The following is a 20,674-nucleotide window of genomic DNA, read 5'->3' as shown; positions in this document are numbered from 1 at the left end:
AAAACCATTTGCTTACTCGGGCGTCTTGCCTCTAATAGGCCAAACGATCGTTACCTACGCCGTAGATTAACACCCCAACCCACTTAGCGCCGGAGCTCGTGATTTAGGGTATCCAGCTCGCCACCACCGGCCATCTCCAACGTCAACTGTTCCAACGTGACCTCAGAGTAATCCGCGTCCAGGGACTGCTCGCCCATATTCAGCAGCACAAAGTGGCTACCGACGAGATATGCATGGTGAGGATTGTGCGTAATCAGCACCACTCCCACCCCACGTTCCGCCGCGGCCTTAACGAAGCGCAGTACCATGCCGGATTGTTTGACGCCCAGCGCTGCGGTGGGTTCGTCGAGAATGATCACTCGCGCGCCGAAATACACAGCCCGTGCAATCGCCACGACCTGGCGCTGACCACCGGAGAGGTTGGCGATGGGCACCTCGACATCATCCAGGTGCACGCCCATTTTCTCCAACTCTTCGGCAGTGATGCGACGCATTTCATCAGCGCGGAGCATACCGAAGCGACCGGTGAGCTCCTGGCCCAAGAAGAAGTTCCGCCACACGGACATCTGCCCCACGACCGCTAGATCCTGGTAAACGGTGGCAATGCCCTTTTCCAGTGCGTCCTTCGGGCCAGAGAACTGAACCTCCTCCCCATCGACCAGTAACTCGCCACTGGTGTGCTTGTGACGGCCAGCCAGAATCTTGATCAGTGTGGACTTGCCTGCGCCGTTGTCACCCAGGATGCAGGTCACTTTGCCAGGGTAAATATCCAGGTTGATGCCCTTCAGCACGTGGACATCACCATAGTCCTTGGTGATATCGCGGAGGCTGATGACTGGGGTGGCGTCAATAGAAGAAGACATTTAGCTACGACCCCCAGAAGTGAACTTGGCGACAGAGTTATTGGTGAGCACTGCGAACAGGAGCATCGCGCCGAGGAAGAATTTGAACCAATCTGGTGTCCAGCCTGCATAAACAATGCCTTGGTTCGTCATACCGAAGATCAATGCACCAATAGCAGTACCGATGGCAGTGCCGCGCCCGCCTGTGAGCGCACAGCCGCCGATAACCGCGGCGATGATGTAGAGGAACTCGTTGCCCACACCCTGTCCGGCCTGAATGGAGTCGAAAGCAAACAGGTTGTGCATACCCACGAACCAAGCGGCGAAGGCAACGAACATGAAAAGGATGACCTTCACGCGACGGACGGGAACTCCGGTGGCACGGGCAGCCTCGGCATCACCGCCGACGGCGAAGATCCAGTTACCGAAGCGCGTCTTGAACAACAGCACGCTGGCCAGTGCAACAAAGAACAGCCACCAGAAAACAATGGTTTTAATTTCCACGCCATGGATATCCACCGAGGAGGCAAAAACTGCTTTGGCGGAGTCGAAGCCCTCCATATCGGCGATCGACGGTGTGGCGACCTGGCCGGTGACCATTTTCGTCACCGCAAGGTTGATGCCCTGCAGCATCAAGAATGCGGCGAGAGTAATAAGGAATGAGGGAATGCCAGTGCGCATCACCATAAACCCGTTAAACGCGCCGATAGCCAAGGCGATCAGGAGCGACAGGAACACGCCGACCCAGGAGTTTAGCCAGAAATTGTAGTTCAGCATTGTGGCGGCCAGGGCGGCAGTGGTCACGGCCACACCAGAGGAGAGGTCGAACTCGTCGCCGATCATCAGCAGTCCGACAGCCAGGGCGATAATACCCATGGTGGAGCTGGAGTAGAGCACCGTCGAAAGAGCGTCTAAAGAGCGAAAAGACGGGGCTACGAACATGAACAGCGCGAAGATCAACACCGCGCCTAGCACGGAGGTGAACTCGGGGCGCTTGAGCAGTTTCACAGCCTTCATCGTAGGCCTTCCTTGGCGGCATCTGCGATCGTATCTACGTTCGACTTATCCACGAACGACGGCCCGGTGAGTACTGGCTGCCCGCCGCCCACGGTCGAACCATTGCGCTTAGCCAACCAGAGCGCGTCGATGGCCATGTAGCCCTGTAGATAGGGCTGCTGATCAACAGCCCACTGAACGGTGCCCTTCTTGATAGCGGCGACGAGCTCCGCATTCGTATCAAAGGTGGAGATCTTCGCATCCGAGCCGGCCTGTTCTTTGGCCTGCACCGCAGTCAATGCGACGGGCGCGACAAGCCCCATGACCCAGTCGATGTCCTTCTGCTGTGCCAGCTTGGCCTGCACCGTGGACTGCACACTGGTGAGATCCATGCCATTGACATAGAGGTTCTCAACGGAGCCACCGTTCAGCCCCTTCTTGATGCCTGCGCAACGGGATTCCTGGCTGGGGTTACCCTGTTCGTGGATCACGCACAGCACCTTCTTGGCCCCGTCCTTAGCCAAGCGCTGACCGGCGCGTTCACCGGCGACGGACTCGTCCTGACCAAAAAAGGCGCTGAGGTTGTATTTCTTGTAATGCTCCATGCCGGAGTTCAGACCGACCACGGGGATGTCGGCTTGCGATGCGCGCTTAGCCACCGGCCCCAATGCTTCCGGGGTGGGCATGGTCAAAGCCAGACCATCGACATGGGAATCGATGGCGTTCTGTACCAGGTTTGCCTGATCCGGCGCCTGCGGGGACGAGCTATAACGCAGCTCAAGGTTGTTCTTCTTGGCGGCATCCTCGGCGCCGGCACGGACAAGATCCCAGAAGGTATCGCCCGGTGCGCCGTGGCTTACCATCGCCACGGTGTAGCGCGGAGTATCCACTCCCCCGCCACCATCGCCGGAGGATCCTCCCCGCGGACGGCCACCGGTTTCCGAGCATGCGGTCAAAGCCAGGCCAGTGCAGATCGTGAGCAGCAATGCCGCAGTGCGGCGGAGGTTGAACAACTTTCCCCGAGAATTCGCCATGCAGAGCATCTTGCCAGGTCACAAGGGCAAAGCCCAACTGCTAGCGAGATAACTTAAAGCATTCAGAGGCTTCTAGCTGCGGGTTTCTGAGCCATCGGAACCGTCAGGATCGTCAGTACCTTCACCCTCGTCATCGTCCAAGCTAAGCCCCAGCTCTTCCAGCTCGGCCTTGAGGTTCTCCATCGACAATTCAATGTCCTGCTGCCCAGCCCCTGCACCCGCAGCGTGTGGCTGTCCGTGACCGTGCAGCCGCTGCATACCGCTGGACAACTCGCCATCCTCGGCATCCAAAGCATCGTCGGGCAGGCTATTGCCGACCTCGGCGTAGGCGGGGTAAATCACGTTACGTTCCAGGTCTTCGCGCAGAGTTTCATCGCAGTAGGCCACCTGCAGCGCATTGCTGGTCAGCTCCAACAGTTGCCACAGCTCCAGGTCACAGTGTTCGGCCAGCAACTCGAATTCGCGGGACATCGTGGTTCCAGAGACCAGGCGGTTGTCCGTGTTCACGGTGCACAGGAAGCCCATCTCGTACAGCAGGCCGAAAGGATGTTCCGCCACATCGTCGCAGATGCCCGTCTGTGTGTTGGAGGTCGGGCAGATCTCCAAGGCGATGCGCTGGTCGCGCATAAAGCGGGCTACCTGCCCCAGCTCAATACCGCTCATGGTGGCATTAAAGTCTTCGTACACGCGTACGCCGTGACCGATACGTCGGGCACCCTGCGCTAGGGCGTCACGAAGAGAATCCACACCTGCGGCCTCACCAGCGTGAATGGTGAAAGGAACAAGATTTTGGCGCAGCAACTCAAAAGCGGCAGCATGCTTCGACGGCGGGAAACCATCCTCGGCGCCGGCAATGTCGAAACCGACGACATAGCCTTCACCCGGAGTGTGCTCACCGTAGTTATCGACCGTGAGCTGCGCGATTTCCTCGGAGCGATCGGCGTGGCGCATAGCGCACAGGATGAGACGCACGTGAATGCGGCCGCCCTTTTCAGCTACGATCCGCTCACCTTCCTTAACGCCTTGCACGGTGGCTTCAACGACCTGTTGCAAGGTAAGGCCATCGGCCTGGTGCTGTTCGGGGGCGTAGCGCAGTTCGGCGTAGCACACGTTATCGGCAGCCAGATCCTCAACTGCCTCGCGAGTGATGCGCACCAGCCCCTCGGCGGTCTGCATCACGGCGGTGGTGTGGTCGAAGGTCGTAAGGTACGTGGGCAGGTCGCCGGAGTTCGCTGCCTCGTAGAACCACTGCTCCAGCTCTGCGGGGTCGGTGGTGGGCAGTTCGTAGCCGATTTTCTCGGCGAGCTCGACCAGGGTGGCGGGACGCACCCCGCCGTCGAGGTGGTCGTGGAGTTCTACCTTGGGAAGGGACGCGATGATGTCAGAGTCGATCATGTCTAACGATCCTAGCGACATCCGCGTCCCGGGAGAGTTGCTGGTTGGAGCTAACTAGCGACGGAAGAGCTTAGAAACCAGTCCACCCGCTACTACACCTGCGGCAGCGCCGACGCCGAGAAGGCCAGCGCGGTTCGCATCCGTGCTTCCTGTACGCACCTCCTGGCGCACGCGAATAACGGCTGCCGGGGGTGCTTCGGGGCGCAGGTTCGCCAGGGACTCGGGTGTGGTGGCAGCCCATGCGGAGCAGTACAGCAGGATTCGCCAAACGAAATACATAAGCACCATCAGACCGATGATCGGGCCGAAGGCCGCGCCCGCCGGGTTGGAAAGTGCTTTGGAGAAGAACATGGTGGCGAATTGTTTGAAGATCTCAAACAGTACCGCGCCGATGATTGCTGCCTTCACCGCGGACTTGCGCGGCACCTTCGTGCGTGGCAAGTAGAGGATCATCCAGAAGAAAACTAAGAAGTTGGCGATCAACGCCACTACCAGGGCCACAGCAAAGGTGATGTAGCGAATGCCAGGGACGTCTGCCAGCCCCACGCTGTCTAGCAGCTGAGCGGTCAGGCCGGAATTACCGATAGTGGTTACCGCGAAGGCAAGAATCAGGGAAACCAGCAGACCAATTAGACCGATCAGATCCTTGATCTTGCCGGAGAGGAAGCTGTCCGCCTGGCCTGGTACCTTCCACATCTCGGATACGCCCATGCGCAGGTGCGCAATCCAGCCCAGTCCGGTCCACAGCGCCAGCAGCAGACCGATGGAGAAGACGGACTTACGCTGCTCGATGGACTGCTCGATAATAGTCTGCAGAACCTCGCCCATGTTGCCGTCGCCCATGGTGGCGACCTTGTCCATGACCTCGTTCAGCAGCTTTTCGTTGCCGGCCAGAATCATGGCCATGACGGCCAGCACCAGCATCATCAGCGGGAAGATGGTCATCACGGAGAAGTAGGTGATGCCCGCGGCATACTGGTTGCCGCCCTGTTCGGTGTACCGATCCTGCATCCGCAGCACGTGGTCTAGCCACGGCCACTTCTCGCGGTACTTATCCAGCGGACCTGGATCGTCTTTGCGGGATCGCTCCACGCCGTAGTTATCCAGGTTTTTCTTATCAGGATCGGTGGTCGCCAAGGGGACGGCCCTTCCTTCCGGTCGTCTCGTCTCGAAGATTCTCACATTAGTAAAGCACGGCGGGCGCGGGCGCGCTTTACTGTTGCCTTACTGTTCTGCCAAGAAGCCCACGCGCTCGTAGACCTGCTCGATGGTCTTCGACGCGATCTCGCGGGCTCGCTCTGCACCACTAGCGAGGATGCGGTGCAGCTCCGCGGGGTCCGCCATGTACTCGTCGTAGCGCTGTCGCAGCGGGGAACAGAATGCCTCCAGTACCTCAGCGGTGTCCTTCTTCAGATCACCATATCCAGAGCCGGCCTTCTGGTAGCCCTCCACCAGCTCGTCGATACTCTTGTCTCCCAGTGCGGACTGGATGACCAGCAGATTCGATACGCCCGGCTTGTTTTCCTTGTCGTAGCGGATCTCACCGTCGTTGTCGGTCACAGCAGAGCGGATGCGCTTGGCGGAGACCTTCGGGTCATCCAGCAGGTTAATCAGACCCTTGGGGTTGTCCGTGGACTTCGACATCTTGGCCGTGGGGTTCTGCAGGTCGTAGATCTTGGCCGCGCCTTCGGGGATGAAGCCTTCTGGCACCACGAAGGTCTTCTTGTAGCGGGAGTTAAAACGCTCCGCGAGGTTGCGCGTAAGCTCCAGGTGCTGCCGCTGGTCCTCGCCCACCGGAACCAGGTGCGGGCGGTACAGCAGGATATCCGCAGCCATCAGCATCGGGTAGGCATACAGGCCGGAGGTCGTATTGTCGCCGCCCTGCTTTGCCGACTTGTCCTTGAACTGCGTCATGCGGCGCGCTTCACCGTCGCCGGTGATGCACATCAGCACCCATGCCAGCTGAGTGTGCTCTGGCACGTGGGACTGGACGTACAGGGTGGAGCGCTCCGGGTCGATGCCCAGCGCCAGCAGCTGTGCCACGCCCGCGAGGGTGCGCTTGCGCAGGTCCTTCGGGTTGTAGCCCGGCACGGTGATGGCGTGCTGGTCGGGGATGAAGTAAAAGGTCTCGTAATCTTCCTGCAGCTTAATGAACTGCTTTACGGCACCCAGGTAGTTGCCCAGATGGTAGGAATCGCTGGTCGGCTGCAGGCCGGAGACGACGCGCTGTTTCTTCGCAGGTTGGTTCATAGTAGGTAACCTTACTCGTCACGGTTGTCGGGTTCTGTGGGCGGGTTTGGTGACGCCCCGTCGTCCTCGTACTCAAACTCCCCCCGATCGACCAGTTCAAACCGGTTTTCGTTTCGTCGCTTCTTCTGCCCCTTTTTGTCCTTCGGGGCGCGCGGAGCCCCCAGGCTGCGCCGGCGCATCTCTCGGCGACGTACACCGGCCTTGTTGAGTGCCCACATGGTCAGGCGCCCGGCGGGATCGCGCACATATTCGCGCTCTTGGTATTCGAAAACGGGCAGGGAAATGCGGTAGAAAATCGACAATAGTCGCAGGCCGAAAGCAAAGACTAGGCAGATGATAATGACGAACTGGCTGCCGATCGTCTCGTCCAGATTGAAGTGGAGCATGCTCATGTACATCACGGCCACGAGGATGGCGATAGAGGCATAGAGCTCCTCGTTAAACACCAGCGGCACTCGATCGCAGAGGATGTCGCGTAGCACACCGCCGAAAACGCCCGTCACCACGGAGGACACCACAACGATCAGAGGGCTGTGCCCCATCTCCAACGCCACCTGCGCGCCGAGCAGGGCAAAGGTGGATAGACCCACTGCATCCAGCACCAGGAAGATGGTGCGGAAGTAGTCCATCAGGAAGCTCGCCAGCACCGTTACCAACGCTGCAACGAGCACGATCGCCAGGAAGATTGGCTCGTCCACCCAGCGCAATGGGTAGTGGCCGAACAGCATGTCACGCACCGTGCCGCCACCGAAGGCGGTCACGGCGGCGATGAGCATGACGCCGAACATGTCCATCCGCTGCCGTCCCGCAGCCAACGCCGCCGTCATCGACTCGGCGGTAAGCCCCAGGACGTAGAGGACGGTTAGCATGTGTACTCCACCAACACCGGTGAGTGATCCGACCAGCGCTGGTCGTAGGCTGCGGCTTTGTCAACCCACACATTGTTCGCGCTGAGTGCGCGCTCCAGCATGCCGCGGGTGGCCACCTGCAGATCGATGCGCCAGCCCGCGTCGGTGTCGAAAGCCTGACCGCGGTAAGTCCACCAGGAGTACGGGCCGGCCTGCTCCGGCAGAACCCGACGCATGACATCGAAGTACTGCGGATCCTTTGCTGCGCCGGCTGCCAGGCGAGCTGCAGCAATCTCGCCCGGCGCGTAATCAACCGCACCGAAGAAGTCCCCGGCCACGCCAGCGGGGTTGCCATTGCGGCCCGCGTCCTCTGCGTCCGCAACCTGAGTTGCTTCATCTGGGAAGGTGCCCAGGACGGAATCCATAAAGGCTCGCTCATCCGGCAGATAGCCCGACTTCTTACGGTTGGTCTTCCAATTCTTTAGGTCTTCGCGGCGGTGGCAAATATTCCAATCGCCGCCGATAACCAGCTCCCCCTGCCCAGCGCGGTTGTTGAGGTACTCGCCGAAAGAATCCAAGAAACGGTACTTTTCATCCTGCTTTGCCGTCCCCGCCGCACCGCTGGGCAAGTACAGGGAAGCCACGCGCACCGGCAGGTCGCCGGCATCCACCGTGGCCTCTATATAGCGGCCAGAGTCAGCGAACTCCTCGTCCCCAAAGCCAACCTGCACTTCTCGCAGTGGCAGACGGGACAGGATGGCCACCCCGGCACGTCCCTTTGCGGCTGCAGGCGCCTGTTCCAGATGCCACTCGTCCAAGACAGATTCCAGCGCAGCGCGCGTCTGCTTTTCATCCGCGCGCACCTCTTGCATCAACACCACGTCGGCCGGAGTATTTTCCAGCCACGGCAGGATCCCCTGATTATCCTCGTGACGCACCTTCGCCGCGGCACGGATACCGTTGACGTTCACCGTCGCAATAGTCAAAGACTTCATGCGCCCTACCCTACTAAGTAGGTCAGACAACCACCCCGACGAGTGCGCCAGTAGCGCAGCGCGAAGAATCTACCCGCGAGCAGCCGCAAGCTGACGGCGTCGTAAGAAGTAGGCAGGAACCCACAGCAGTGCGCCGCAGGCAGCCATCACAGCACCGGCTAGGGCCGGGGTGGAATATCCATAACCAGCGGAGATGACGGCGCCGCCCACCGCTGCACCGGCCGCATTGGCCATGTTCAGTGCGGAGTGGTTTAGCGCCGCAGCGAGGGTTTGAGCATCGCCCGCCACATCCATCAGGCGGGTTTGCAGGTTCGGCACCAGGGTGGAACCCAAAAGTCCGATTACTCCGAAGTTTATGATTCCCAGCACTGCGTTGTGCGACAGGAAGTAGAAAGCGGACAGCACCACGACCAAGGTCAGCAGAGTGCCAAGGATCGCATACTCCAGGTTCCGGTCAGCCAGCACGCCACCGATGTACGTACCGATGACCATGCCAATGCCATAGACCATCAGCGGAATCCAGATCAGGTCAGCGTTGAAGCCCGCGTTCTCCGTCAGCGTCCACGAGATATAGGTGTAGACCGCGAACATACCGCCGAAGCCAACAGTGCCGATAGCCAACGTCATAAGAACCTGCGAATTAACCAGTGCGCCGAGCTCAGTGATCGGCTTCGTGCGGGGCATCAACGTCATGTGCGGAACCGTGAACCACAGCGCAATGAAGGTAATGATGCCGATGACCGCAACCATCGCGAAAGCCGCGTTCCACCCAAGGGCAGAACCCAAGCCCTGCGCAACTGGCACGCCAATAACCGTGGCGATTGAAAGTCCCATGCCCGTCAACGCCACTGCCTTACCACGCTTGCCATTCGGGGCCATCGACGCCGCGATCAGCGCGGTAACGGAGAAGTAGGCACCATGCGGGAAACCTGCGATGAAGCGCGAAATCATCAGCACCCAATAGGAATGTGCAAAGACGCTGAGGCCGTTGCCGATAACGAAAGCCCCCATAAGGATCAATGCCAGGCGTCGGCGCGGAATTGAACCCGTAAGCGTCGTAATCAGCGGAGCGCCAATGACCACTCCCAGCGCATAGGCAGAGATTACGTGGCCAGCTTCCCCCTCGGTGATGGAAAAGTCATCCGCGATGAGGTTCAGCAGCCCCATTGCCACGAACTCAGTCGTACCGATACCGAAACCACCCAGAGCCATCGCAATCATGGCTATATAACGGTGGCGGGTGGAAATCTCCGTTTGGCGCGGTATAGGGCGGCGCGATGGCAGCTTGGTTAGGCGAGATTTAGAGCTATTTTGACGGATTCGATTCACAGGCATCGCTTGCTTTCATGGGTAGGTTGGGCGGCGGGTGGGTGTAACAAAAAATATTTTTGCTCTTTAACCACAAACTGGCCGCGCGGTGGGCGGTAACCCCGTATCATTCACGGGTTTGCTATTTGCCGTATTCTTGGATCGTAAACCACGAAAAGATCAACTAACTAACTAGAGGCTGGGAGACGAACGCCACATGGCAAAGATCATCTACACCCGCACCGACGAAGCCCCACTCTTGGCGACTTATTCTTTGAAGCCAATCGTGGAGGCTTTTGCTTCTACCTCTGGAGTGGAGGTGGAGACCCGCGATATCTCACTGGCCGCCCGTATCCTTGCCGCGTTCTCCGATGTGCTGCCCGAGGAGCAGAAGGTTGACGACGCTCTGGCTGAGCTCGGCGAACTAGCCAAGACCCCGGATGCGAACATCATCAAGCTGCCGAACATCTCCGCGTCGATCCCGCAGCTGAAGGCCGCCATCGCGGAGCTGCAGAAGGCCGGATACGACTTGCCGGACTACCCGGCTGAGCCAAAGACGGACGAGGAACGCGATGCACAGGCTCGCTACGATTCAGTGAAGGGCTCCGCTGTGAACCCGGTGCTGCGTGAGGGTAACTCCGACCGTCGCGCGCCGAAGGCCGTGAAGAACTTTGCCCGCAAGCACCCGCACTCCATGGGCAAGTGGTCGCCAGAGTCGAAGACGAACGTCGCGACGATGGAGGCGGATGACTTCCGCCACAACGAGAAGTCCGTCATCATCGATGGTGATGACACTCTGCGCATCCAGCTGGTCAAGCCGAACGGTGAGACGCAGGTGCTCAAGGAATCCTTGCTGGTTCTGGACAAGGAAATTATTGACGCCACCGTGATGCGTGCCGATGCTCTCAGCACTTTCTTCAGGGCTCAGGTGGCGCGCGCGAAGGCGGAGGGCGTGCTGTTCTCCGTGCACCTGAAGGCCACGATGATGAAGGTCTCCGACCCGATCATGTTCGGCCACGCCGTGCGTGCTTACTTCAGCGATGTCTTCGAGCGGTACGGCGACCAGCTGCTGCCGGCTGGCCTGAATGGCGAGAACGGCCTGGGCGCAATCCTGGATTCGCTGGACGCTGGCGAGGTCGAAGGTGCCGCAGAGATCCGCGAAGCCTTTGATAAGGCTCTGGCTGATGGCCCGGATCTGGCGATGGTGAACTCCGACAAGGGCATCACTAACCTGCACGTTCCTTCCGACGTGATCGTGGATGCTTCCATGCCAGCTATGATCCGAACCTCTGGCCAGATGTGGAACAAGAACAATGAGACGCAGGATACGCTGGCGGTTCTGCCTGATTCCTCCTACGCAGGCATCTACCAGGTAGTTATCGATGACTGCCGCAAGAACGGCGCCTTCGACCCGACGACGATGGGCACCGTCCCGAATGTCGGCCTGATGGCGCAGAAGGCCGAGGAGTACGGTTCGCACGACAAGACTTTCCGCATTCCGGCCGAGGGGCGCGTGCAGGTTCTGAACGAGGCCGGCGACGTACTGATGGAGCACGAGGTCTCCGAGGGCGATATTTGGCGCGCATGCCAGACCAAGGACATTCCGCTGCAGGATTGGGTGAAGCTGGCTGTGACGCGCGCTAGCGCTACCGGCGCCCCGGCAGTGTTCTGGCTGGATCCAAAGCGTGAGCACGACATGAACGTGAGGAAGCAGGTAGAGACCTACCTGAAGGATCACGACACCGCGGATCTGGACATCCGCATCCTGTCTCCGGAGGAGGCAATGCAGCTGTCCATCGACCGCATCCGTGCTGGTGAGGATACTATTTCGGTCACGGGTAACGTGCTGCGCGATTATCTGACTGACCTGTTCCCGATCATGGAGCTGGGCACGTCCGCAAAGATGCTGTCCGTGGTTCCGCTGATCGCCGGTGGTGGCCTGTTTGAGACGGGTGCCGGCGGTTCCGCTCCGAAGCACGTGGCTCAGCTGACCGAGGAGAACCACCTGCGCTGGGATTCTCTGGGCGAGTTCCTGGCTCTGGCGGAGTCCTTGCGCAAACTGCAGGAGACGGATAACAATCCACGCACCCCTATTCTGGGCGATGCTCTGGATGCCGCTACCGAGGCGCTGTTGAACGAGTCGAAGTCCCCGTCCCGCAAGGTCAGCGAGATCGACAACCGCGGCTCTCACTTCTACCTGGCGAAGTTCTGGGCACGTGAGCTAGCTGACCAGACTCGCGACGCGGAGCTGGCAGAGATCTTCAAGCCTGTTGCTGACGCCCTCGAGGCCAACGAGGAGAAGATTTCCCAGGAGCTGCTGGATGTTCAGGGGCACGAGGTGGATCTGGGCGGCTACTACTGGCCAGATGACGAGAAGACGTTCGCAGTGATGCGTCCGTCCGCGACCTTCAACGAGATCATCGACGGCCTAAACTCCAACAAGTAGTATTGCTGCGAGTTTTACCCCGGAGCTGGCATTAGGATGCCGGCGCCGGGGTTTCTTCATGCACAGTTTCCTCCCTCTCCTCCCCGTTCACGCTGCGAATGTCGCTAGATCGGGAATCTGTAACGCGTCTACACAAAACACAATTTGTTGCAGCTTCCTGACCAGGCCTTTTAGAGTTTTGACAACGGCTTCTAATAACAGATTCCCGTTTTAGCGACATTCCCCCGCAACCCCCGGAGCTATCCCCTGCAACCAAACCATACAAATATAGACTAAGCGGTACGGATAACTTCTAGGCGCTAAACACGCCACTACCTGGCATTTTATGGCGTCAATAAGAAAAAAGTAGACAGAGCGGTTTACTTTTATGGCATGCCGGTCTATCGTCGTAAAGCAACAAGCCCAAATAACAAGCAAAACGACAGACCCCAAAGGACCGCACCCAATGCCCAAGTACAACAACGAAAACGCAGAGAAGTGGGGCTTCGCCACCCGCCAGATCCACGCTGGCCAACCTGTCGGCGATACCGGCGCCCGTAACCTGCCGATCCACTTCACCTCCAGCTACGTCTTCAACGATGCCGAGCACGCCAAGCAGCGCTTCCACTTAGAAGACCTCGGACCGATTTACTCGCGCCTGACCAACCCCACGGTAGAAGCGCTGGAGAACCGCTTGAACTCCTTAGAAGGCGGCGTGCACGCAGTGGCATTCGCCTCGGGCATGGCTGCCGAGACCGCCGCGATCCTCAACCTCGCTGGCACCGGCGACCACATCGTCGCCTCCCCGCGTCTGTACGGCGGCACCGAGACGCTGCTGCAGCACACCTTGCCAAAGCTGGGAATCGAAACGACTTTTGTGGACAACCCGGACGACCCGGAATCCTGGCAGGCCGCCGTCCGCCCGAACACCAAGGCCTTCTTCGCCGAGACCTTCGCAAACCCGCAGGCCGATGTGTTGAACATCCCGGCTGTGGCGGAGGTTGCGCACAACAACAGCGTTCCGCTAATCGTGGATAACACCCTGGCTACCGCTGCGCTGGTCCGTCCGTTGGAGCTCGGCGCCGATATTGTGGTGGCCTCTCTGACGAAGTTCTACACGGGTAACGGCTCGGGACTCGGCGGCATCATCGTCGACGGCGGCTCCTTCGACTGGTCCGTCCAGCGCGACGGCCAGCCAGTCTTCCCCGGCTTCGTCAACCCGGACCCGGCCTACCACGGCCTCAAGTACGTGGATCTCGCACCGGCAGCATTTGGCATGAAGCTCCGCGCGGGCATCATCCGCGATACGGGCGCCACCCTCTCCGCCTTTAACGCCTGGGTCGTGGCTCAAGGCCTGGACACGCTAACCTTGCGCATCGCCAAGCACAATGAAAACGCAAAGGCCGTGGCCGAGTTCCTGGCCGAGCAGCCGCAGGTTGCCACAGTGAACTACGCGAGTCTGCCTACCTCCCCCTGGTTCAAGGTCAAAGAAGAGTTGGGGCTGGAGTACACGGGCTCCGTCCTCAGTTTCGACCTCAAGGTAGATGACCCGAATTCGGAGGAGGCTAAGGAAAAGGCCTGGGCTTTTATTGACGCCCTACAGCTGCACTCTGACCTAGCGAATGTCGGCGATGTACGTTCCCTGGTGGTGCACCCGGCCACGACCACCCACTCGCAGTCCGATGCGCATGGCCTGGCCCGCGCGGGTGTTTCCCACGCTACGGTTCGCTTGTCCGTGGGTATTGAGGACATCACCGACATCATCGACGACCTGAAGCGCGGCTTCGCAGCCATCTAAGGCTGATTCTCATGAACCCCGAGTTCCTCCCCGCTTCTGGTACGTCGCGCACGGTGCCTATCGGCGACGTTGTCACGGAGGCGGGTGTGACTATTGTTGACGCCGAACTCCGTTTCTTCGCGTTCTACGACTCTTCGGAGGGCGACGCGGACTATGCCGAGTTCTCCGCAGGTCCCGAGCCGGGACTATCCCCGGAGGAACGACCTGTTGTACTGATCGAACATGCCCTGACTGGCGACGGCAATGCCGCTGACTGGTGGGCGGACATGGTCGGCCCGAATAAGCCGATCGATACCACCCGCTATTTGGTGCTGTGCGCCAATGTGCTGGGCGGATGCCAGGGGTCCACTGGGCCTAGCTCACCACATCCCGATGGCAAGGCATGGGGTTCGCGATTCCCCGGTCTATCGATCCGCGACATGGTTGTGGCAGAACGGCAGTTGCTGGAGCGTATCGGCGTCACAAGGATCCATGCCCTTATCGGCGCTTCGATGGGCGGGGCGCGGGTGCTTGAGTGGTCGCTCATGTACCCGCACATGATCAACGCAGCATTACCCATCGCGGTAAGCGCACGCGCGTCGGCCTGGCAGATCGGCTTGCAGTCCAGCCAGATTCGCTTTATTGAAGCGGACCCGGCCTGGCATGGCGGCGATTACTACTCCACGGGCGAGGTGCCATCACACGGCCTGGGGCAGGCACGTCGGATTGCGCACCTGACTTATCGCGGAGAGCTGGAAGTAGACGAACGCTTCGGGGTGGATCCGCAGCGGAATGAGAACCCCTACGGCCCCTACCGCGACCCACAGCAGCGCTTCGCGGTAGAGAGCTATCTAGACCGCCAAGCAGAGAAATTGGTCGCACGCTTCGATGCAGGCAGCTATGTGGTACTGACGGATGCCCTGAACAGGCATGATGTAGGTCGGGGTCGGGGTGGCATGAATGCAGCTCTCGGGTCGTGCGAAGTACCGACGATGGTGGTGGGCGTGGATACCGATATTCTGTACCCGCTGCACCAGCAGGAACACCTTTCGCGCAACCTGGGCGACTTCATCGGCATGTCGAAAATCACCTCCCCCACTGGTCACGACGGGTTTCTAATCGAGTCGCGGCAGATGGGTCAGGTGTTAACGAAGTTCCTGGCTAAGGCGGAGATCATTGCCGAGGGAAGTTCTGTCCCCGCAGCACCGCTGAATTAACTCACCAGCGGGTCGACGCTCACGGCAATCCACAGAATGCCGAATCCGATTGCCGCGGTGAAGGCCGTATCGAAGCGGCGTGAACGCACCGCCAGGATTCCCAGCACGCGGGAATCCAGAAGTAGGCGCAGGACGGCCAGGTAGAGCATAGCGCTGCCCAGCATCACGCTGGCGCGACGCCACCTGTCCACCAGCAAAAGGGCGATGACAGCCAGCAGCATCAACACGAACAGCCCCAGAAGCGCCATCTGCACAGTACGGGAGAGCCTGGATGGCGGGTTATTCCGGTCGTGGGGGTTATCGAGTAAACGCAGGCGCGCATCCCCAATGCGGGCGGGGCGGGAGCGATTAGTCACGCAGCAGATTCTCCGCACGCTCGACGACATTGCGCACGAGGAAGGCACGGGTCAGTGGCCCCACTCCCCCAGGGTTGGGCGAAACGGCGCCGGCGATTTCCCACACGTCCGGGTGCACATCGCCCTTCAGCTTGCCGTCCTCGCCGCGGGACACTCCCACGTCCAGGATGGCAGCACCGGGCTTGACCATATCTGCGGTCAGCATGTGCGGCACACCAGCGGCGGCCACGATAACGTCCGCAGCCTTCGTCTCCGCCGCCAGGTCTTTCGTGCCGGTGTGGCACAGGGTGACAGTGGAGTTCTCGCTGCGGCGGGTGAGCATCAGGCCGATCGGGCGGCCGACCGTCACTCCGCGGCCGATGACTACAACTTTCGCGCCGTTCAACTCCACACCGAAGCGGCGGAGCAGGTGGATCGCACCGTTGGGGGTGCAGGGCAGCGGGGCGGGCTCGTTGAGCACCAGCTTGCCCAGGTTTACCGGGTGCAGGCCATCGGCGTCCTTGTCCGGGTCGATGCGCTCCAGCACAGCATTTTCATCCAGGTGCTTCGGCAGCGGCAGCTGCACGATGTAGCCGGTGCAAGCATCGTCGGCGTTCAGCTCGTCGATGACTGCGTTGAGATCTTCCTGGGAAACGTCCGCCGGGAGGTCCTTGCGGATGGAGTTCACGCCGATCTGCTCGCAGTCCTTGTGCTTCATGCGCACATAGGAGTGGCTGGCCGGGTCGTCGCCCACCAGCACGGTGGCCAGGCCGGGAGTCACACCCTTTTCCTTCAGCGCGGCGACGCGCTGTTCCAGGTCGGCGAAGATCTCGTCGCGGTAGAGCTTTCCATCCAATTTAGTAGCTGCCATGAGCCCCATTATTCCACGCGGGCTCGCTGGGATCGAGGTGGCGTCATGGCTAAGAGAGCAACTAGTGCACGAAACTAGTAGGGCCTACCCGGCCAGTGCGGCGCCTGGGCGACAGTTGGACGAGCAGGTTTCATGGCGGCCACGACCACGCCAATGACGACGATGGCGATTCCAGCCAGCGCGACCAAGGTGGGGATTGTGAGAGTATGCTGCAAAGTCGTTTCGGTATCCAGCCAGGTATCGAGGATTTCGATGTAGCGCTGCCCATCTTCCGCAGTCATTACATCCCGGCCATTAGGTCCCCCGGTGGGCCAAGCTTTCTCTCCGTACTCCCGGATTTCCTCGCGAAAATCCCACCCTGGCACCACCGCGAAAGCCGCCCCGCCACCCCACCAGACGAGCATGCCGCTCCAAAAAATGGCGAGGGAATCATTGCACCACTTCGGGATCGCGAGCGCCAAGAAATTGAGGAGGCACTGAATGCCGAAGAAGAGCGGGCCGACCGCGCCGGCGATTAGAAGTATCCCCACCCAGTCCTTGCCATAAAACACGAAGCGCAGGATGCAATACACAATCGGCATGAGGAAAGCAGCGAGCCAACCGATGAGCAGGGGCATGAAGCGAGAGTCCTGGCCGATCTGAGGCGGCGGGGCATACCCGTAGGCGGGCATAGGGGCAGGCGAGCCGTAGTGAGGGTACGTCATGCCACCGATCCTGTCAGACGGCGGGCGCTTTGGCTGCGCATTCTGGGCATTAAGGTGAACACGGCCAAGAGCATGAAAAACCGCGGCACGTTGAGAATATGCCGCGGGGTAGGATGAGGTTTTTCTTCCATACTTATAGAAGTTTCTGCACTGTGGGAATGTTCCCACAGCTACTTTAATTCGCCTGCGATTCAGCCAGATCACGTCGGCGGCGAAGCAAGGTAAATGCACCCAAAACAACGAGCATGGCTCCGATGAGCGCCACCCACCACAGATGCGCTCCGGTTTGTGCCAGTCGATCGATGATGCTTGAAGACTCGCCGCCTTCATGGCCACCGCCTGGGCTATTTGGCGGTGCTGGAGTATCCGGGTGCTCCGGCGGCGGGGTACCTGGAGTGCTTGGTTTATCGGGCGGCGTCCCGGGCTTATCCGGAGGCGTTCCGGGATCGTCCGGCGGCGTTCCTGGCTTATCTGGAGGCGTTCCGGGATCGTCCTCCGGCTTCGGCTTCGTATTCACCGTCACGTTGTAGTTCCAGCTGCCGGTTTCTCCGATAGGGATCGTGATGAGGAAAGGACTGGACTGGCGGTATTCCTTAGTGGGATCCGCGCCCTCGTATTCTGTGACCAAGTACAAGCCGACCGGGAGACCGGTGAACACTGCCTTACCGGAACTATCTGTGTACGCCTCAAAGGTTCTATCGAATCCCCGCCGACGAGCATCAGCTACCGAGAGCCGCTTCGCCTGTTTCATCCCCTTCTCGGTAGTGAGGTCAATCCCCTGGACACGCTGCGCTGTGAAGCGAATGTTGTCGATAGGCCCAAAGGGTTTCTTGTCCCCTCGGTCGTCCCACCAATTTGGTTCGCTTTTCACCACAGTGAGAGTACCGAGACGGGTGGCATCAATAAATTTCACATCCAGGCCTTCGACCTGGCCTGTGATGGTGTGCTGCTTCGCGATAGCCTGCGGCACGACAGGAGCGGGGGCAACGAGCGGAGTGCCGACCAGAGCCACGACTGCGCCCAAACCGAACACGGAGCGGCGCAGCCCGGCACGGTGCACCGGCGCCCGCTGCACTTGTGACGCGGTATTCATGAGGTTCACGGCTTATTCCTCTTCCATTTCTTCTTCGCCTACTACCTGTTCGGATCGTCTGGCTTTCTGCTTCTTCCGCTCGCGAAGGAACCACCAAGTAATCAGTGCGATGATCAACACTGCGGCGGCGAGCAGTAGCCACATCCACCACTGCATCAGCTTGCCGCGATCATCGAACACGTTGCCTTCGTCCTCATCCATTGGAACGCGGTGGGCGTGCACCAGGAGCCGGTGGGTATTCACACCGTAGGGGGTGCAAGTGATGAGGGTCAGTAGGTCCTCGTCTGGTCGGGTTTTGAGGCTGTCGACCTCGTCCGGCAAGACAACCTCTGTGTCGTACACCTCGTACTTCATCTTCTCGCCGAAGGTCGACACGTAGACCGCATCGCCCTTCCGCACGTCCACGAGGTCATCCCACAGTGTGGCGTTGGACAGGCCTGTATGGCCTGTAATAACCGCGTGAGTTCCCTTCCCACCTACAGGTAAGGAGGATCCATAGAGGTGCCCAAGACCTTTTTGCAGAACCTCGTCGGAGGTCCCGTGGTAAACGGGTAGGCGCGATTCGATGGACGGGATAACCACCTGGCTCATGGCGCTCTGCCCAGAGAGCTGGGAAAGATACTCTTCGTATGCGGGGTTATCCTCGCTGACGCGAGCCAGCCACGGATCCAGGATCGGTCCGTCCTTGTGCGTCGTGTTATACCTGCGGGCTTCCTCTACCGCTCGACTAAGGACTTGAGGATCCGTTTCCTTCAAGTCTTGTTCGTATTTTTCCGCGATCTTTTGTTGCTGGTGGTTGTTCCACTGCGTGGCGTAAACGGGATAAAGCATGACAAGCAGCCCCACCACCACTAAAAGGATGGGGAGGAAGGTGCGACGAAAGAGCGATCGCGGTGCGCTCTTTCGATGCTTACCAATTGTGCTTGTCATGTCCGTTGCTTTCCCGTTCGAACTGCCTAGCCCCTACTGCTGGGTGCTTCGGCGAGCTGCGTAGAAACCGCCACCGATAATCGCCAAACCAGCCAGAACAATGGCCCAGAAGCCTGCGCCACCGGTGTTCGGCAGGTGGTTTTCGTCGGTGTAGTTCTTGATGTTGGCGGTGTACTTGATGTCGGCGGTCGGCGTACCGTTATCATCCACATCGCCCTTCTTCAGCTCGAAGTGCTCAAGCGCATCGTTGGCCACGTAGCCTTCAGGTGCCTTGGTCTCGTGCAAGCAGTAGTTGGTCTCTTCGTCGGCCTGGTTGTTGGCGAAGTCGGTAACGTGTACGCCCTCGATGGTGACAGTGCCCTGGTCGTTGGTGGTCCACTTGTCCTGGCCCTGGACGTTCAGCGGATCGGTGCCTTCCTTCTTCTTCCAGGCCCCGTTGCCGTCATCGACACACTGCACCAACTCAAACTCTGCACCCTGCAGCTTCTTGTTCTCATCGTTGCCGTCGGTCTTGTTGATGGTGACCTTGCCCCAGTAGGTGTGAACCTTATCCGACTTCTTCTCAGTGTCGTGTTCGGAAGAGCCGTTATTGGTGATCAGCGTTGCGTCGTTGGGAACGTGCTCGATGAAGCCGTTGGTCTTGGTCTTGATGGTGGTGAACACGAGGTCGGTGGACTTCAGCTTATCGCGGCCAGCTTCGGTGAATTCGACCTTGATCTCCTGGCCGTCCTTTACCAACTGGTAGTCGGTGCCTGCCACCAATGCTTGAGCCTTGTCAGCGGACTCTCCGTACTTCACCTCGACAGTGGCGTTTACAGCGTCCAGTTTCGGATCAAGTACATCCTTGACGATGTACTTCTTCAGCGTGGAATTCTTAGCAACAGCCGGAACGCCCGTGGTGATCGTGTACTTGTAGTCCTGGCCTGCCTGTGCGTTCTGGTCCTCAACTTCCTTGGTGATTGTCACCTTGGAGTTCTTCGGGTACGCGTGAACGTCATAGATCCAGCTCTTGTTGTCCGAGTTGGTCATCGGCACATATACCAGGAACGGAGCACCGGGCACCAGACCCGAATCAGCCGGGACTTGGGTTTCGGTGACCTTGTAGAGACCCTTTGGCAAGTTTTCGAACTTCAGGGTGCCATTTGCACCGGTGGTGCCTTCGTTGGAGTATGCACCGTCGCCGTTCCAAGCCGTTGCCTTGGAAGGGTCGGTAATCTTGCGTGCCTTTTCCCAGTCGCCGCTGTTGTTCAGTGGCTGAACCAGCTCAATCTTGTACTTGACGCCCTCGGCTGGCTCACCAGAGGGATTGTCAATCTCGGTTCCGTTGCCCTGCTCGCCCTCAGCGCCGATGAGCTTGTGCAGGGTAAGGGAAAGTGGCTGGTTGTTGTCGATGGTGCTGACGGCCTGCGCCTGTGCGGTCGGGGCCTCGTAGACTACTTCGGCGCCGACGGTGCCGGCAGCCAGTGCGATAGCGAATGCAGCGGACAGCGCACCTACGCGCTTGCCGACAGTTGCGTTAGACATGAACGTCCTTCTTTCTTACAAGTGAATGAGTAGTGGAAGTTGATCCGAGTGGTCGAGGGCACATGGTTGGCAATACTCGTGGCGAGCTACTTGCGGTGAACACTGCGCGCCTTCGTAACGGATCCTTGTG

The 20,674-nt window shown here is 59.6% G+C and carries 18 protein-coding genes; 3 read left to right on the top strand and 15 right to left on the bottom strand.

Features of this window, described 5'->3' with window-relative positions:
* Positions 1-83 precede the first annotated feature (83 nt).
* From ACUY2T_RS06775 to ACUY2T_RS06735, 9 genes are all read right to left on the bottom strand, one after another.
* Complete coding sequence (locus ACUY2T_RS06775) at positions 84-863, bottom strand: ATP-binding cassette domain-containing protein (protein ID WP_448308031.1); 780 nt, start codon at positions 861-863, stop codon at positions 84-86.
* Positions 864-1,859 carry an ABC transporter permease gene (locus ACUY2T_RS06770; RefSeq protein WP_293790739.1) on the bottom strand — a complete coding sequence of 332 codons (996 nt, stop codon included), beginning with the start codon at positions 1,857-1,859 and terminating at the stop codon, positions 864-866.
* A complete protein-coding gene (locus ACUY2T_RS06765; RefSeq protein WP_448308054.1) occupies positions 1,856-2,851 on the bottom strand; it encodes a substrate-binding domain-containing protein in 996 nt (331 codons plus the stop codon). Before ACUY2T_RS06765 ends, ACUY2T_RS06770 begins: the two co-directional genes overlap by 4 nt.
* A gap of 93 nt (positions 2,852-2,944) precedes the next feature.
* Positions 2,945-4,267 carry an adenosine deaminase gene (locus ACUY2T_RS06760; protein ID WP_293790737.1) on the bottom strand — a complete coding sequence of 441 codons (1,323 nt, stop codon included), beginning with the start codon at positions 4,265-4,267 and terminating at the stop codon, positions 2,945-2,947.
* Positions 4,268-4,321: 54 nt separating this feature from the next.
* Positions 4,322-5,404 (bottom strand): YhjD/YihY/BrkB family envelope integrity protein, encoded by a 1,083-nt coding sequence (locus ACUY2T_RS06755; RefSeq protein WP_448308030.1) that lies wholly within the window; start codon positions 5,402-5,404, stop codon positions 4,322-4,324.
* A gap of 87 nt (positions 5,405-5,491) precedes the next feature.
* The gene (gene trpS, locus ACUY2T_RS06750) at positions 5,492-6,517 is read right to left on the bottom strand and encodes a tryptophan--tRNA ligase (protein WP_034977831.1); all 1,026 of its coding nucleotides are present in this window, start codon (positions 6,515-6,517) and stop codon (positions 5,492-5,494) included.
* Between the two features lie 11 nt (positions 6,518-6,528).
* A complete protein-coding gene (locus ACUY2T_RS06745; protein WP_034971184.1) occupies positions 6,529-7,386 on the bottom strand; it encodes a trimeric intracellular cation channel family protein in 858 nt (285 codons plus the stop codon).
* The gene (locus ACUY2T_RS06740; RefSeq protein ID WP_448308029.1) at positions 7,380-8,360 is read right to left on the bottom strand and encodes an exodeoxyribonuclease III; all 981 of its coding nucleotides are present in this window, start codon (positions 8,358-8,360) and stop codon (positions 7,380-7,382) included. The genes ACUY2T_RS06745 and ACUY2T_RS06740 overlap by 7 nt, the downstream gene beginning before the upstream one ends.
* Before the next feature lie 69 nt (positions 8,361-8,429).
* Complete coding sequence (locus tag ACUY2T_RS06735) at positions 8,430-9,695, bottom strand: MFS transporter (RefSeq protein WP_448308028.1); 1,266 nt, start codon at positions 9,693-9,695, stop codon at positions 8,430-8,432.
* A 190-nt stretch (positions 9,696-9,885) separates the two neighbouring features.
* Here ACUY2T_RS06735 and ACUY2T_RS06730 point away from each other — a divergent pair, with 190 nt between their 5' ends.
* The 3 genes from ACUY2T_RS06730 (at position 9,886) to metX (ending at position 15,087) form a co-directional block, all read left to right on the top strand.
* Positions 9,886-12,114, top strand: coding sequence for an NADP-dependent isocitrate dehydrogenase (locus ACUY2T_RS06730; RefSeq protein WP_448308027.1), 2,229 nt, complete (start codon positions 9,886-9,888; stop codon positions 12,112-12,114).
* Between the two features lie 445 nt (positions 12,115-12,559).
* Entirely contained in the window at positions 12,560-13,891 is a 1,332-nt protein-coding gene (locus ACUY2T_RS06725) for an O-acetylhomoserine/O-acetylserine sulfhydrylase (RefSeq protein ID WP_448308026.1), read from the top strand.
* 11 nt (positions 13,892-13,902) lie between these two features.
* A complete protein-coding gene (gene metX, locus ACUY2T_RS06720) occupies positions 13,903-15,087 on the top strand; it encodes a homoserine O-acetyltransferase MetX (RefSeq protein ID WP_448308025.1) in 1,185 nt (394 codons plus the stop codon).
* Here metX and ACUY2T_RS06715 read toward each other — a convergent pair.
* From ACUY2T_RS06715 to ACUY2T_RS06690, 6 genes are all read right to left on the bottom strand, one after another.
* Positions 15,084-15,443 (bottom strand): DUF3017 domain-containing protein, encoded by a 360-nt coding sequence (locus tag ACUY2T_RS06715; RefSeq protein ID WP_293790728.1) that lies wholly within the window; start codon positions 15,441-15,443, stop codon positions 15,084-15,086. The genes metX and ACUY2T_RS06715 overlap by 4 nt on opposite strands.
* Positions 15,436-16,293 carry a bifunctional methylenetetrahydrofolate dehydrogenase/methenyltetrahydrofolate cyclohydrolase gene (locus tag ACUY2T_RS06710; RefSeq protein WP_448308024.1) on the bottom strand — a complete coding sequence of 286 codons (858 nt, stop codon included), beginning with the start codon at positions 16,291-16,293 and terminating at the stop codon, positions 15,436-15,438. The genes ACUY2T_RS06715 and ACUY2T_RS06710 overlap by 8 nt, the downstream gene beginning before the upstream one ends.
* Positions 16,294-16,367: 74 nt before the next feature.
* Positions 16,368-16,997: a hypothetical protein gene (locus ACUY2T_RS06705; protein ID WP_448308023.1), complete on the bottom strand. Its 630-nt coding sequence runs from the start codon at positions 16,995-16,997 to the stop codon at positions 16,368-16,370.
* A gap of 175 nt (positions 16,998-17,172) precedes the next feature.
* Positions 17,173-18,090, bottom strand: coding sequence for a pilin N-terminal domain-containing protein (locus ACUY2T_RS06700; protein ID WP_448308053.1), 918 nt, complete (start codon positions 18,088-18,090; stop codon positions 17,173-17,175).
* A 12-nt stretch (positions 18,091-18,102) separates the two neighbouring features.
* On the bottom strand, positions 18,103-19,020 hold the full coding sequence (locus ACUY2T_RS06695; protein ID WP_269944006.1) for a class C sortase: 918 nt from the start codon (positions 19,018-19,020) through the stop codon (positions 18,103-18,105).
* Positions 19,021-19,053: 33 nt separating this feature from the next.
* On the bottom strand, positions 19,054-20,544 hold the full coding sequence (locus ACUY2T_RS06690; RefSeq protein WP_448308022.1) for a SpaH/EbpB family LPXTG-anchored major pilin: 1,491 nt from the start codon (positions 20,542-20,544) through the stop codon (positions 19,054-19,056).
* Positions 20,545-20,674 lie beyond the last annotated feature (130 nt).

This window comes from Corynebacterium sp. 22-2729, from assembly GCF_053479475.1.
This window is presented reverse-complemented; position numbering and strand designations above follow the sequence as displayed.